Annotated in this window: 9 protein-coding genes; 1 reads left to right on the top strand and 8 read right to left on the bottom strand. The window is 70.3% G+C overall.

The features are described 5' to 3' along the window. The first annotated feature begins 1179 nt into the window (after positions 1–1179). Positions 1180–4068, top strand: coding sequence for an AAA family ATPase (locus AB0J80_RS09190; RefSeq protein ID WP_364702626.1), 2889 nt, complete (start codon positions 1180–1182; stop codon positions 4066–4068). On the opposite strand, the gene AB0J80_RS09185 is transcribed toward AB0J80_RS09190, so the two are convergent. The 8 genes from AB0J80_RS09185 to AB0J80_RS09150 all read right to left on the bottom strand — a co-directional run bounded on the left by AB0J80_RS09185 (position 4040) and on the right by AB0J80_RS09150 (position 14744). Beyond that, a complete protein-coding gene (locus AB0J80_RS09185; RefSeq protein ID WP_364702264.1) occupies positions 4040–5359 on the bottom strand; it encodes a DUF58 domain-containing protein in 1320 nt (439 codons plus the stop codon). The genes AB0J80_RS09190 and AB0J80_RS09185 overlap by 29 nt on opposite strands. A gap of 7 nt (positions 5360–5366) precedes the next feature. After that, entirely contained in the window at positions 5367–6341 is a 975-nt protein-coding gene (locus tag AB0J80_RS09180) for a MoxR family ATPase (protein ID WP_364702262.1), read from the bottom strand. Next, positions 6338–7678: a DUF4350 domain-containing protein gene (locus AB0J80_RS09175; protein ID WP_364702259.1), complete on the bottom strand. Its 1341-nt coding sequence runs from the start codon at positions 7676–7678 to the stop codon at positions 6338–6340. Before AB0J80_RS09175 ends, AB0J80_RS09180 begins: the two co-directional genes overlap by 4 nt. Next, complete coding sequence (locus tag AB0J80_RS09170; RefSeq protein WP_364702256.1) at positions 7675–8241, bottom strand: DUF4129 domain-containing protein; 567 nt, start codon at positions 8239–8241, stop codon at positions 7675–7677. Before AB0J80_RS09170 ends, AB0J80_RS09175 begins: the two co-directional genes overlap by 4 nt. Beyond that, complete coding sequence (locus AB0J80_RS09165; protein ID WP_364702253.1) at positions 8238–9062, bottom strand: hypothetical protein; 825 nt, start codon at positions 9060–9062, stop codon at positions 8238–8240. The genes AB0J80_RS09170 and AB0J80_RS09165 overlap by 4 nt, the downstream gene beginning before the upstream one ends. Before the next feature lie 156 nt (positions 9063–9218). Further along, positions 9219–10955, bottom strand: a complete 1737-nt coding sequence (locus tag AB0J80_RS09160) for an AIPR family protein (RefSeq protein ID WP_364702250.1) — start codon at positions 10953–10955, stop codon at positions 9219–9221. 31 nt (positions 10956–10986) lie between these two features. Beyond that, positions 10987–14124 carry a DUF87 domain-containing protein gene (locus AB0J80_RS09155; RefSeq protein ID WP_364702247.1) on the bottom strand — a complete coding sequence of 1046 codons (3138 nt, stop codon included), beginning with the start codon at positions 14122–14124 and terminating at the stop codon, positions 10987–10989. Next, positions 14121–14744 (bottom strand): hypothetical protein, encoded by a 624-nt coding sequence (locus AB0J80_RS09150; protein WP_364702244.1) that lies wholly within the window; start codon positions 14742–14744, stop codon positions 14121–14123. Before AB0J80_RS09150 ends, AB0J80_RS09155 begins: the two co-directional genes overlap by 4 nt. Positions 14745–14774: the final 30 nt, after the last annotated feature.

Raw genomic sequence — 14774 nt, 5'->3', positions numbered from 1 at the left:
AGCGATCTCTGGTTCAGCCACTGGGTGGCCACGCGCGGCGGGGAATCCATAGTTCTTCGCGACGAGATAGTCATGGAGCTACGCGGGCGTCTGACCGAGCGGCTGAGGTCGGGCTCTCCTCGGGATCCCGCGAATCGGGTGTGGCAGGAGGTGTTCGGTCCGATACACGCCCACATCTCTCCTGCACTCCGGTTGGAGGAGCACTTGTCGTGGCTGGCGGTGCAACCCGAGGTCGGCGACATCGACGAAGTCTTGCAGCCGGCGCTCCGTGCGGCGCTCGGTGGTGAGCGGAGCGGTGTCGCACGGTGGTTCGCTCGGGCCTGGCGCCGGTTCCCTGAGCCGGTCCGGCGCAGTCCCGCGGCATGGCAGCTTGCTCAGGTGGCGAGGACCGAGAGCGCCGGTCTCTTCTCGCCGGAACCGATGGCTGCCGGTGAGCTCGACATGTCACATGTCGCGACGCTTCTGGCAGTCGTGAAGGATACGTCGATCGAAGTGTCCTACGACAGCGGCATCGTGCGCTTCGGGAAGGCGGCTCCGCTCGATGCGACCACGATCCCTGTTCCCGATACCGATCCGAGGCTTCTGACGGCGACATGGGTTTCCGAGGCCGGCGACATTATCGAGACAGGACCGCTGCGCGTCGGTTCTCGCAACGGTCTTGAACTCCGGGTCACTGGAGAGCCGGTGTGGCTCCAGACGGGCAGGGGGCTTCTCTACGAAATCGACTCGCAGGCCCGGGACCGCCGGTTCGTATACGGGCGTGCCTACGTGTCCGTGCCGGCACCGGCCGATCGAGATTCGGCGGCGACGCGGTTCCTGCTGCTCCTTCGTTCGCGGGGCTGCGACGCCATCATCGGTCCACCGCTCGGCGAGAACACTGAACCGCAGGCGTGGTTCCCCGAATCGAGCCGGGACGTCGATAGGTTGTTCATCCTTTCTCATCAGGGCGAGGCCTGGAACGCATATCAAGCGGTCGAGGAACTCATCGCCGGGTCCCCCTCGCGATGGAAGCACCGAGCAGTTGCGGTCGTCCTTCCCGGCCACTCACCTCATGATCTACCTTCTTTCGTCCATGGACACCAGCTCGTGGTCCGAGCGATGGAACACCTCGACGCCGGAGAAATACGCGGGCTGCTGGGGGACCTGCCGCATGCCCCTTCCGCTTCCGACGGCAGGGCGATGCGGGTCGCTCAGGCGCGTCAAGCGCCCGTCGGCGCGGCGGACCGGCAGCTGGAGAGCCTTTTCGTCGGACGTACCGATACGCTGTCCGATCTCGGCGCGGCTCTCTGGCATGCCTCTGCCGGGCGCGTAGCAGCGGTCATCGTTATAGGCGAGGACGGCATCGGCAAGACGCGCCTCCTACAGGAAGCGACGACCGCGGCGCGTGCGGCAGGCATCGTCGTGTTGTACGGCTCCTGTCAGGACATCGGCGATGCAACACCTCTCCAGCCGATCCTGCAAGCGTTGCGGTGGGTCGATTCAGACGCCGACCAGCTGATGAGAGCCGCATCCAGCGGCGAGGGCTCCGCTGCTCTGCTGGAGAGCGTGGCACGGAGCTTGCGTTCGTACGCTGCCGGGCGTCGGCTGCTGCTGGTGCTGGACGACCTGCAATGGGCCGACCGCAGCACCCGTCAACTCCTGCTCTACCTGCTCGCCGGCCTGGGAGACGTCAGCCTGTCGGTGCTGGCGGCGGTTCGTTCGGAGTCGCTGCAAGGCGCGCACCCGCTGCGCCGGGTGCTGGCCGAGCTGCGGCGGCTGCGGTCCGTACGGGTGCTGGACCTGGCCCCGCTCGACCAGTACGCGACCGCGAAGCTGGTCACCGCGATCGCCGGCGACATCGCGGCCGAGGACGCCGGCCGGGTCTTCAGGCGCAGCGGCGGTAACCCGTTCGTGGCCGAGGAGCTGGCCCGGGACCTGCGCGATGGGCGGGTGGAGCTGTCCGACACGCTGCGTGAGATCTTCCTGTCACGCGTCGACGAGCTGCCGCAGCACGCGCACGACGTGGTGCACGCGGTCGCGGCCGGCGTGGAGCCGGTCGAGCACGCCCTGCTGGCGCGGGTGCTGCCGCTGCCCGAGGCGGAGTTGATCGAGGCGGTCCGGGCCGCCGTCGCGCACCGCTTCCTGACCAGCGCGCCCGACGGCTACCGGCTGCGCCACCAGGTGGTCGCCGAGGTGATCGAGCACGAGGTGCTGCCGGCCGAGCGCGCTTCGTTGCACCGCCGGTATGCCGAGGCGATCGAGGCCGCGCCGGGCGAGACCGACCACGCCCGGCTGGCACACCACTGGCAGCAGGCCGGCGAGCCGACGCGCGCGTTGCCGTCGGTGATCGCCGCCGCACGCGCCGCCGAGCAGCTGTACGGCTTCGCCGAGGCGTACCGCTACTGGGCCCTGGCGCTCGCCCTGACCTCCGACGACAGCCCGGAGCGCACGGAGCTGCTGGGACACGCCGCCGAGTCGGCGCACCGCTGCGGCGAGCACCAGCGCGCGCTCAGCACGCTGGAACAGCTGGCCGAACGCGAGGACGGGCCCGGAATCTGCGAGATCCACCTGCGGCGGGCCCGGTATCTGGCCGCGGCGGGACGCACCGCGACCGCCGAGATGGAGTACGAGCGGGTGCTCGCCATGACAGATTCCGACATGCGACATCGCTCGTCTGCCAGCGCGCACCTCGCCGAGCTGCTGGTGCACCTGGGCCGCTACGCCGACGCGGGGGTCCGCGCGCGGGAGGCGCTCGAGCTGGCCGAACGCCACGAGGACGCGACGACCGACCTGGTCCGGGCCAGCGCCGCCCTCGGGTTCAGCCTCGCCTTCCGGGAGGATCCGGACGCCGGGCTGGCCGTGATCCGGCAGGCGGTGGAGATCGCCGAGCGCGCCGGGCACCCGGACGACATCGGCTGCGCCTACCTGCACCTCGCCGAGCTGCTCACCAACCCGCTGAACAACATCGAGGAGGGCGTGCTGGCAGCGCGGCGAGGCGCGGAGAAGCTCGCCGCGATCGGGCAGGGCCGCACGTACCAGACCCGGCTGCTCGCGATCGCGGCGAACGGGCTTTTCCGGATCGGCCAGTGGACCGAGGCCGGTCAGGTTCTCGACGACGCCATGCGGCACCGCCCGTCCGGTGCGGACGCGGTCGAAATCCTGCTCTCTAGGTCCCGGCTCTCCCTGGGGCTCGGCGATGGGGAGCAAGCGAGCCGTGATCTGGACGCGGTCACGACGATCCTTGCCGGCGGCGGGGCCCGGCACGTGCTGCCGATGCTGACACTCAAGGCAGGCCTGGCCATGTGGCAGGGCCGGCACGCCGAGGCCCGGGCGGCCGTGCAGCGCGGCCTCACCGAGACCCGCTCCGACGACCTGGTGCTGCTCGGGGTGCTGGCCTGGCACGGCCTGCGGGCCGAGGCCGAGGCGCAGGCCGGCGGGGAGGTCGCGGTCGACCGGGGCGCGGTCCGGCGCCTGCAGGCCGTGGTCAAACGGGTGGCGCGCAGTGCCGGCAACGCCGCCCCGCCGGTCCGCGCGGTCGTCGACGGCTACCTCGACCTGTGCGCCGCCGAGCTCAGCCGGATCGGGGACCGCAACGATCCCGACCTCTGGGCCCGGGCCGCACAGGCCTGGGACCGGCGCAAACAGCCGTATCCGGCGGCGTACTCACGGCTGCGGCAGGCGGAGGCGTGCTTCGCCCGGCGCACCCGGCGGGCCGCCGCCACGACCGCCATCCGGGAGGCGTACGAGACCGCCCGCGCGATGGGCGCCAAGCCGTTCGCCGCCGAGATCACCCAGGTGGCGGCGCGGGCCCGGGTCACGCTCAACGGTGACGAGGACGTGGCGGCGGCCCCGGCCCGGCAGCCGGACGGCGTTGGGCTGGAGATGCTGACCGAGCGCGAGCGTGAGGTGCTCGCCGCGGTCGCCGAGGGGCTGACCAACCGCGAGATCGGGCAGGCGCTGTTCATCAGCGAGCGTACGGTCGGTGTGCACGTCGGGCACATCTTCGACAAGCTCCAGGTGCGCACCCGCGTGCAGGCCAGCCGAGTGTATCTGCGAGCAGCTAGAGCCGACCGGCCGCCTTCAGCATGAGATAGGCGTCGGAGACCTTCGAGGCGAAGGTCTCCCGCAGCTCGTCGACCACGATCACCCCCTGCTGCGTCAGCAGCGCCCGGACCCGGTCGCGCTCGCCCAGGGCCAGCTCCGCCGCCGCGGCGAGATGGACATCCTCGGCGGTGGCGCCGGTGGACGGCAGCTCGGCCAGCCGGGCGGTCTCCGGGTCGCGGACGGCCGCCAGCACGACCCGGTGCTTGGTGGTGAGCCGGGACAGCACGGGCAGCAGGCCCTCGATGATCGGGGCCGCGTCGAGGGCCGAGAAGATCACCACCATGGCCCGCTTGTGGTCGCGGCGCAGCAGGTCGCCGGCGACGAGGCCGAAGTCCGTCTCGACCAGCGCCGGCTCGAGCGACGCCATCGAGCTGATCAGGCGGGGCAGCTTGGTGCGGTGGCCACCGCCCTCGACCTTCGCGCGTACGGCCGTGTCGACCGCCAGCAGGTCGACGCGGTCGTCGGCCTTGGACGCCAGCACCGCCAGCAGCAGGGCCGCGTCGATGGCGGCGTCCAGCCGGGGCTCGTCGCCGATGCGCGCCGCCGACGTGCGGCCCGTGTCGAGCACGCACACCACGCGCCGGTCGCGCTCGGGGCGCCACGTCCGGACCACCACATCATGGGTACGCGCGGACGCCCGCCAGTCGATCGACCGCACGTCGTCGCCGACCACGTACTCGCGCAACACGTCGAACTCGGTGCCCTGCCCCCGCCCGCGGGTCACCACCGCCCCGTCGAACACGCGCAGCTTCGCCAGCTTCTCCGGCAGCAGCCGCCGGGACGGGAAGCGCGGCAGCACCCGCAGCGTCCACGTCGGCGTCACCTGCTCGTTCCACCGCTGCGACCGCTGCCGGTACGCGAGCCCGAGCGGCCCGTACGACCGCAGCGTCACCCGCACCGCGGCCCGATCCCCGTGCCGCGTCGGCGTCAGCGTGGTGGTGACCTGCTGTTCCTCGCCGGCGAGCAGGTTGAGCCGGTGCTCGGTGCGGTCCGCGCCCGCCGACGGCACCCAGCGGTCGCGCAGCCGCAGCCACATCGGCCGCCGCGCCGTGTTGCCGACGGTCAGCGTCGTGGTCGCCGTCTCCCCGAGCCAGACCGTCTCGGCCCCGGTACGCCGCAGCGTCACGGCGGTCAGCGGGGCCGCGACGAGCGCGTCCAGCACCGCCGCGCCGACCGCCAGCCCCAGCACGGCCAGGGTCAGCAGCCACGGCGAGGGCAGCAGCGCCGGCAGCGGTACGCCGAGCGCCAGGAGCAGCGCGAAGCGCCTCGTGACCACGGTCGGCTCAGCGGGGCGCGGGCACGGCGCCGAGCACGGACCGCAGCACCGAGTCGGTGGTCACGCCGTCCAGCTCGGCCTCGGCGCGCAGCCGCACGCGGTGCCGTAGGACGGGGACCGCGAACGCCTTCACGTCGTCCGGGATCACGTACTCGCGGCCGCTGAGCCACGCGCGCGCCTTTGCCACGGCCAGCAGCGCAGTCGTGCCACGCGGGGACGCGCCCAGCTCGAGCGCGGGTGCCACGCGGGTGGCGCGGCACAGGTCGACGATGTACTCCAGCACCGGCTCGGCGACGGCGACCGCGCGTACCGCCTCGCGGCCGGCGGCCAGGTCGGCGGCGGACGCGACCGGCCCCACCCCGGCCGCCTTCAGGTCGCGCGGGTCGAAGCCGAGGTGGTGCGCCCGCAGCACGCCGAGCTCCTCCTGGCGTTCCGGCAGCGGCACGGCCAGCTTGAGCAGGAAGCGGTCGAGCTGTGCCTCCGGCAACGGGTACGTGCCCTCGTATTCGATGGGGTTCTGGGTGGCCACCACGATGAACGGCTCGGGCAGCCGGCGGGACTCGCCGTCGGTGCTGACCGTGCGCTCCTCCATGGCCTCGAGCAGGGCGGCCTGGGTCTTCGGCGGGGTGCGGTTGATCTCGTCAGCGAGCAGCAGGTTGGTGAAGATCGGGCCGGGCCGGAAGTTGAAGGCCGCGGAGCGCGCGTCGTAGATCAGCGAGCCGGTCACGTCGCCGGGCATCAGGTCGGGCGTGAACTGCACCCGCTTGGTGTCCATGTCCAGCGCCGTCGCCATGGCTCGGACGAGCAGCGTCTTGGCGACCCCGGGCACGCCCTCCAGCAGCACGTGGCCGCCGCAGAGCAGGGCGATGACCACGCCGCCGACCACCGCGTCCTGGCCGATGACCGCCTTGGCGACCTCGGCCCGCAGGCGCTGCAGCGCGTCGCGGGCCGCGAGGGCCTCCACGGGTACGGAAGACGTCACGTCACATTCCCCTCGTCCGGTGCCTGTTGCGCGTTCTGCTGCCCGGTAACGAACCGGACCAGGTCCTGCACGGCCGTCGCGGCCCGGACCAGCTCGGCGTCGCTGTCCTCGACCCCGCCGCCGAGCAGGTGCCGGACGTCGTCCTCCGGCAGCCCCGCGTACGCCGCCACCCGGGCGGCCAGCTCGTCGACGGGCGTGGTGGGCGGAAGGTCGAGGTGGTCGGCCAGCCGTGCCCGCGCCGCCGACTGTACGGTGGCCAGCGACGCGCCGCGCGCCCTCGCCCGCCGATACAGGCCACCGAGGCCACGGACCGTCTCCGCGGTGCGGACCTGGACCGGCAGCGGCTCGGCGACCGGCGCACCGAGGCGCCGGGCCGACGCCAGCGCCAGCGCGATCGCCGCCAGCACGAGCAGCGCCAGGGTCGCCCACACCGAGGGCGGGAAGGCCTGGGCGAGCGCACTCTCGCCGGCGGCGCCGCCGGTGACGGTCTCGCCGCCCTCGTCGCCGGGTTGCGGTTCGCCGGTCGGTTCCCCGCCCGGCTCGCCGTCGGGGTCGCTGTCGTCCGTCCAGCCGTCGTCGTCGCCGGAACTGTCACCGCCCGGCTGCGACCCGGTCCCGGCCGGTGGCGGCGGAGGGATCCGGGGTGCGGGCTCCCGCTCGTGCAGGTCGAGCCAGATCACCCGCGGGCTGCGCGCCAGCACACCCACGGCGAGCTCGCTGTTGCCGTGCTCGTCGGCGCGGTCGTTGCGGAACGGATCCACGGCGCCGACCAGCGTGATGTCGGCGAAGCCGCCGGCCCGGAACTCGGCCAGCCCGCCGTCGTAGCAGGTCACCGGCGCGTACTCGGCCGCGTCGTACCGCCAGCGCAGCACCGCCGCCGGGCCCGCGGCCCCGGCGAAGTCCGCCCCGCAGCCGGGACCGACCGCGGCGGCCGTCCAGCGCGGCCCGCCGACGACGACGTCCAGGCCGGCCTTGTTGAGCTCGTTCGCGCGGGGCGCCACCATGACGACCCGCACCCGCGGCGGCAGGGCGGCGAACCTTTCCAGGTACGTCGGGTGGACCAGCCCCGGAGTCGTCACGAACAGGGTCGTCTCACCGAACGTGCCGATCGCGTCCAGGGCCTCCTGGCTGGTGTGGCGCACCTCGACGGCGACGCCCTTGCGGCTCAGGCCGTCGGCGAGCAGGCGTGCGCCCTGGCCCTCGTCGCTCGTGGGGGAGAGGAAGGTGGCGTCGGTGGGATCGGGCTGCTGCACGACGTGCGCGACGCCGGTGATCGTGGCGAGGCCGAGGACGACGGCGAGCGGCGCGATCAGGCGCAGCCGGCGGGGGTTCTTCACGGCGTACCGCCCGTCATCCGGGTGCGGACCTCGCCGGTCAGGGCGCGCATGTGCTCGTCGTGATCGCGCAGGGCCGGGCGGTCGCCGTACCAGATCTCGGAGAACAGCTCGGTGGCACCGCCCAGCGGGCCCGCCATCGCCGGGCGCTGCACCGCGGCGGTCGCGGCGACCTCGGCGGCGGTCGTCCCGGGCAGCGGTGCGACGATGCCGGCCGCGGCCAGGTCGCCGACGAGGTCACGCAGCCGCTGCCGGATCGCCTCCGCGTAACGGCCCTCGGCGGCGAGCCGGTCGGCGAGCAACGTGCCGTCGGGCAGCACGACGCTGGGCTCGAAGGCCGGCGCGGCCGGAGTCTCCTCCACGGCCTTCTTCTTCGTCCTCGGCCTGCGCCTGGGCCGCTTGATCTTCGGCATCCGCAGCCGCGGCATCCGCCTGGGAACCCAGGCCGGATACCAGTACCAGAGCGAGCCGGCCACGCCCGCGAGGAGCAGCAGCAGGAACAGCAGGAGCTGCGGCGAGATCCGGTCGAAGACCGACGCCGCGAACTCGTCCCACACCCGGGTCACGGCGCGTACACCAGGGCCGCGGCCTCGTCCTGGCCGCGGCTGCGGGCCCGGCTGATGGCGATGTCCAGCCCTTCGGTACGGATCCGCGTCTCCAGCAGCAGCACCGCGTCGACGCAGGCCAGGGCGGCGTACGCCACGGTGTTCGCCAAGGCCCACGCCGCCGGGGCGATCCAGGCCAGCCCCTGCGGCCGGCCCCCGGACACGGTGGTGAACACGGCGACCCACCCGGCCCCGAGCGCCACCCGCACGGCGAACCACGTCAGGTACGCCGCCAGCCGCGTCCACCCGCCCCGCATCCCCCCGCGGACCGCCAGCCGCGCGGCCCGCCCGAACGACCCCTTCCGGTCGATCACGATGACGGCGCTGACCAGTCCGAGCAGCCCGTACACGGCGAGCCACGCCACGAACCCGGCGAACGCCGCAGCGCCACAGGCCACCCCGAACACGACGGCGGCGAGCAGCGTCGGCACCGGCCGTACCCGTTTCCAGACGTCCCGGTCCCGCAGCGGCCGCCCGAGCAGAGCCGGCCCGGCCGCGGCCGCGGCGATGGCCCCGAGCAGGCAGATGATGAACCCCTCGGTGGCGAAGCCGGCGGAGGCGAGCACCCACCACGACCCGAAGCTGCCGCGCGCCGGCCCGTAGACGGGCGCGGTGGCGGAGGCGGCGGCCCGCAACGGCATGAGCAGGGCCTGCTCGAGCACCGCCAGCACACCGGAGGTGAGCAGCAACGGCAGCGCCCGGGCCCGGAGCAGCGTCATGGCGGCGTCGAGCAGCTCACCGAGCGTCATGGGACGCAGCGGCAGATCGGGCTGCGCGGACATGGCGGCGATCCTAGGCGATCGCGGCACCCGGCGTGAGCACGGCTGGGGATTCAGCCGGCCCAGCGCGTTCCAGAGCCCGGCTGGTCGGCGCAACAGCACCGCGACGCAACGTTGCAGGGGTGAGTCAGCCTGCAATCTACGGGGTGCTCAATCGCGCTACCCGCCGTTGTGGCGCTGCGTGGGCAACATGGCAGCGCGAACTGCCTCTGCGAAGCGACGGTTGCGCACCATCTCGCCCGGCGGCACGCCCGCGGACTCCTCTTCGGCCATGATTCGATGGAAGGTCGGCAGCAGCTTCACGACGGCCCGCTCGGCTGCTCCCGGATCCCAAATGATGTCGAGCATGCGGCGACACTGCTCAGCGGCGCGCCGCGGATTGGCCGCCAGCCGATCCGGCCCCAGTACCTGCCAGCGAAGTGCCGCCATGAGGTGATAGCGCGCCGGGCGGAACGTCGTCCCGATCCGACGGGTGCGCAATAGCCATTCGATGCGGTAGTGCGTCGCCGCCGCAACGTAATACGTATCCGGCAGATGCTCCGGTCGGAACAACTCATCCCGGCGCTGGGTCGTCAGCTCCCTGTAGTGGCCGACCGCCGAGGGCGCGCCGAGAAACATCGCCGCGTATGCGCGGGTCAGTTGCGCGCGATTGATCACCCTGGTCTTCTCGACATCCTGACGGGTCGCGTATTGCTTGGATCGTCGCTCATACCACAGCCGTCGGGAAGGTTCCTGGGCGGCGAACCAGTCCTCCAGCCGTCTGTGGAAGTCCTCGCGTGAGGAGAGGTCGTCCTCACTCACCGCGGTCTGCCGGTTCGTCGCCGCGATGATGCCGGAGATGACCTCCTCGTCCTCGCTGTGCACAATGCGGACGCTGATCTGGACTTCGTCGGAAAGCTGGTCCCGTTCGTCGAACAGTACGTGACAGGTCTGGCAGCCGTTGACCACCTGGAAGTCACGGATGTGAACCTCGTCGCCAACGACTCGGAGATTGCGGGTGACGATGGTGACGCCGTTGTTGAGGACCGCGAAACGACGGCGCCCAGGTTCATCGCGGACCGTGTCACGGATCTGGGCGTTGACACCGTTGTAACCCTGAAAATCGCGCACGTTCTCGTGAAATAGTGCTTTACGAATGTGTCCGGTCGGGTCGGTCAGCACCTTGACGACCAGTTCGTGCGCGGACAGCAGGCCGAGGAGGGACTCCTCGACGCCCGGCATCCGGGGCAACGAAAGCTTCTTAGGCATGTCGAATGTCGCAGGCACGGCTTGAGTCGCCCGTTTGTACAGCTCGCAGAGCTCATCGCGGGTGACGCAACGAACCTCGACGGCGTCGAACCGGCCCGGGCGCATCAGGTTGCGTTCAGCTGACGCCGCCTTGCGACGCAGCATCTCGGCCACCTGATTGCCGTTAGTGACATATCGGACGTGCAGTCGGGGCCGGCCGCCTGAGAACTTGGCGATGTTGGCGTAGATCGCGTCGAGACAGGCGCGCAGATTGCCGACGTCGGGCGACGCGGGATATGGCAGTTCGCCGGTGCCGACTACATGCGTGAGGTTGTCCGCCAGGTCGGCGATCACCTTTGCTTCGAACTTGGGGCTGGTCTTGGCCTGCACCACGATGAAGTGCACATCCAACTGCCGGGCCTGTTCCGTGGCTGCCCGCACATCGACCGCATCGCGCAGCAGCACACCGTTGACCAGGATGCCGTACGCGTCGATGCCGTAGTCATTACCACCGCCGACCCGGAACACCTCCGGTGTGAAGTCGCTCTCGTAGAACGAACTGAGCACGCAGAAGCCGGCGAACGCCTCGAACGCTTCCTCGACCGCAAGCGCGTCGAGGTCGTGATCGGCCTGGAACTGCTTCACGAGACCTTCGACGACGATGTCCATCCGCTGCTCCTCGATCCGTCGGCGGTACGGCTTACGCCCGAGCGCGGGCCAGAACGTCCTCGGCGCTCAGCGCGCTTGCGGGGTGATACGACAGGCACATCGGTACGGACACCTTGCGGAACGGTGTCGCCTCGCCGACGGCGTAGAACTGGCCGGCCTCCAGGCGAGAGATCTCGAGCACCGAGCTGCCCTTGGCTGATGCGATTTCACGCGCCGCGGCGATCTGCACAGGACTGTTCAGGAAACCGTAGAACTGGGTCGCGGCGTTGCCGCTGATGCGGTTATGGATGCCCTTCGGCGCCTGGGTCGCGAAGATCAGGCCCAAGCCGTACTTGCGGGCCTGACTGGCCAGGGCGAGTGTGCTTTCGGTACAAGCGGTCATCGCTCCGGAGGGCACGAACGTCTGTGCCTCGTCCATCACGAACAGCCCTCCGAGTGGTCGGTCACCTGCGGGATGTTGCTTGATCCAGGCGAACAGCGCCATCTGTAGCTGGTTGACGAAGCTCTGCCTTTGCTCGTCGTTCGGCAGCCCGATGAGGCTGACGACGGATACCCGGGCACGCTTTCCTGGCGCGGGCGTAAGCAGGACGGCCGGATCGAGCGTCTCCCCGGCGCCGCCGAACATCGGGTCGTTGACCATAGCGGCTCGTAGCGTCTCGGCCATGTCCGCGGCCAGCTCGCGCGCTCGGCCGAGGGATGCTGCTCCCTCCGGCAGGTCGCTGAGCAGATCGACGAAGCCAGCCAGGTCCCTGTTGCGGGTGCGTGCGAAGTAGTCCAGGGCCTGCCGGAGAACCGCCCGCCCGCGGTCCGCCTTCGCGGTGTTTGCTGCCATCCGAGCCCGTGGCGCGAGCGCTGCGACGGCGGTGTCCAGGGCAAGACCGAACTCGTCCGGCTCGTCGAGAACCGCTGCGAAGTCCGGCAGCGGCTGGAAGCTGAGCGGTCGGCCGGACGACCGCCGCGGCGTCCACACCACCACGTCCGTGCGGTCTACATAGGTCGCGGCCAGCTCCGCGTCACCCGGCCGCCATGTTCTCGGCGGTTCCGGCCAAGCGTCACCGAGCCGGGCAAGGTCGTTGTTCGGGTCGAGCACGATGGCGGATACGCCATTCAACGCGCATTCCTCGATCAAGCGCCGGATCAAGACGGTCTTGCCCGAACCCGATCCGGCAAAGATCACCGCGTGTTTGCGAAGGGACTCGAGCGGCGTGCGTAGGGACTCGCCGGTCTCCAGCACGGTCCCCAGGTCCAGGCTCGGGCCGGCTGCGGCTGCCTGCTTCGCCTCCACCGACGACGCCGCCGGTCCGCCGGTCGAGTCGGGTTCTGGTGCCTGGTTCCGTCTGTCGTCCGGCGGTGCGCCGAAGACCCGTCCAAAGAGTACGGTGTTTCCGGCCGGACGCCGCGCCCGCAACCACTCCGGTAGGGCTGGATCGTGCTCGTCGAGCAACGTTGCGAGAGCGGCGAAGGTCCGCAGGTCGTCCGCGGATATGGTAGTCAACATCCCGCCTCGGTCGAGATAGTCCTGCTTCATACGTTGGCTCACCTTGCCGTTTGGCCATGCCTCGTTGCGAAGCAGCACGGCACGGCGCTTGGTGATTGCAGGGTCGAGGTTGACGAAGCTGAGCAGGCGCCGGAGTCGAGCCTGCACCGCCAGTGCATGGGGATGAGACAGCGCTCGAAACGACCAGTGAGCCTCATCCTCCGTTTCTTCGTCCAAGGTTTCCCGGAGCCACGCGTGCATCGACGGATTGCCGTCTTCACCCGGCTGCACGCTGTACCGACCGCGGCGGTCGCCTTGCTCGATGGTCCAAGCCTGCAGGCCCGCAACGAGAAGCCTGGACATCTCGCGGTCCTCGGTCGCGGGCGCCAGTGCCGCGTCAACCACCGCCTCGGCGCGGAGTGCGGTCAGCCGTTCGTCGAGCAAGGTCAGGCGGGCAGGTGGGGGTATCGGGGCGGGTCGGGTAGGTGACGAGTCGACCTGGAGCAGGCTGATGAGCGGTGTCGCGTTGTCCGCCGCAAGGCATGCCCGGACATGCTCGTCCACCCTTTGAAGCAGACCGCGCGGGGTGAAGGCTGGAGCGTCCTGAAACGCTTCCAGGGCCACTGGCCACGTTGGGTAGGGCGGCACGAAGTCGGCGGTTTCGAAGAATGGCTCGAATCGCGCGGTCACCAGCTGAACCGCGATCTCGGCGGACGGGATCAGGGCGAGCCGGGTCTCTTTGCGGAACCGTCCGCTCACGGACCCCAGGGCGTTCTGCTCGATCAGATCCCAGGATCCCGGTAGGCAGGCCACCACGGTCACCGTCCGGCTAAGCACCTCACGAAGTTGCATCAGACCGTCGCCGAGGTCGGCGGCCATCGCGATCGGCTCGTTGACTCCCCGGTTGGAACCGTCGTCGACAGCCGATGTGCGAGCCTGTGCGAACACCGGGTCGATCTGGTCAACGGCGAAGAGTGTCGCCCCGGTGCATGCGATGAGCAGAGAAAGTTCCTCGGCCACTCGTTGCGGCGGCTTGACGGTGACAGGCACCCCCCAGCGCTCTAATCCGGCGGAGGTCTCATCCTGTGCGGAAGTCAGCCAGTTCTCTGCGAGATCGTTAGCATTCTCTTCGGATGAGGCCAGCATGACCAGCGTACGGAGGGTGTGCCGGCACTCGCGGCCGGCCTCGGGCACGGCACGGCGAAATGCGGAGATGAACTGATCGAGCGCTTCAGGGGTCAGCGGACTTGCGCCCCGCACTCGTAGGCGTAGGTCATGGGAAATTCCCGCGATCTCGGCGAGCCGTTCCAACAGCACCTCGAGCTGCGGATGACGGTACGAGCCGGATCGGTGCAGCCCGCGCAGGAACGCGGACACCACGTTCGGCCAGAATGATTTTCCGTCGGCGATTCCCATCAGAAAGAAGTAGCCGCGTTGAAGTTGGACCTGTTCACGCGCCCATCGGATCAGGTGCGTCTTGCCGGCCCCGTGCCGTCCCTGAACGACCAGGCCGACCGGGCTGCGGCCGGTACTGGTGTCTGCGTTTTGATACGCGCGGACGACCGCTGCGCCGATATCGCCGTTCAGTCCGTCGATGTGGACGTCAAGCCGGGACCAGACGTCGTCCTGGGTCGGCGCCCAGTCCAGCCGGCGTAGTTCGGTGAGCGCACGCCGCTCGCGCGGCTCGATCATGCGGGGCCGATCGTGATCAGATGCATGTCCTCTCCACCGAGCGGGATCGCGGCCGCCTTTGCGCGGTCGCTCAGGGCCTTGCGGTTCGGATCGGGATCGAGTTGGATCGCCCGCTGCCGATTCAGTGCCAGTAGGGCTTCGTCAAGACGTCCCCGCGGGACGTCCGGCATTGCGTCGCGGAGCCGAGCAAGACTGACCAGGGCTCCCGGTTCGTCGGCCAGGTCGCCGTACGCCTGCCGGATCCGATCCTCGATGGAGAGCGGGCCTGGGTCCTCGTGGGTGAAGACGTCGGAGAGGTGGTACCCGCTCTTGACCATCAGGCCGTTGAGGTGGCGGAACGTGCCACAGAGAAGGTGCCAGGCAGCGCCCACTCCCGCTGGCGGTGCCATTGTCAACTCGTCCCTGCCGCGGACCCAACCTTGATCGGTCAACTCATGAAAGATTGCGCCACGCTGCCCCTTCTTCCAAATGATCAGCTTTTCGCGAGTCAATTGATCACGTGCGGACTTCTCGATCGTGACGTGATACAGCTTTCGAAGATCCGGATTGGAGGCTTCGGTGACGTGCAGCATCAGGGCGATCAAAGCCTGTCGGGCAGGCGTACTCAGGGCAACAGGCATGGCGATGATCTTCCGCGTCGGGAGTGCGGT

It is taken from the genome of Actinoplanes sp. NPDC049548 (genome assembly GCF_040676695.1).
Classification (GTDB): domain Bacteria; phylum Actinomycetota; class Actinomycetes; order Mycobacteriales; family Micromonosporaceae; genus Actinoplanes.
The sequence above is the reverse complement of the archived record's forward strand: the minus strand, read 5'-3'. Positions and strand labels throughout refer to the sequence as shown.

What these genes read in the sequence shown, in the direction of transcription:
- AB0J80_RS09160 (WP_364702250.1), bottom strand. Translation starts at nt 10,955, where the DNA reads ATGGACATCGTCGTCGAAGGTCTCGTGAAGCAGTTCCAGGCCGATCAC.
- AB0J80_RS09155 (WP_364702247.1), bottom strand. Translation starts at nt 14,124, where the DNA reads ATGATCGAGCCGCGCGAGCGGCGTGCGCTCACCGAACTACGCCGGCTG.
- AB0J80_RS09150 (WP_364702244.1), bottom strand. Translation starts at nt 14,744, where the DNA reads ATGCCTGTTGCCCTGAGTACGCCTGCCCGACAGGCTTTGATCGCCCTG.
- AB0J80_RS09190 (WP_364702626.1), top strand. Translation starts at nt 1,180, where the DNA reads ATGCGGGTCGCTCAGGCGCGTCAAGCGCCCGTCGGCGCGGCGGACCGG.
- AB0J80_RS09165 (WP_364702253.1), bottom strand. Translation starts at nt 9,062, where the DNA reads ATGTCCGCGCAGCCCGATCTGCCGCTGCGTCCCATGACGCTCGGTGAG.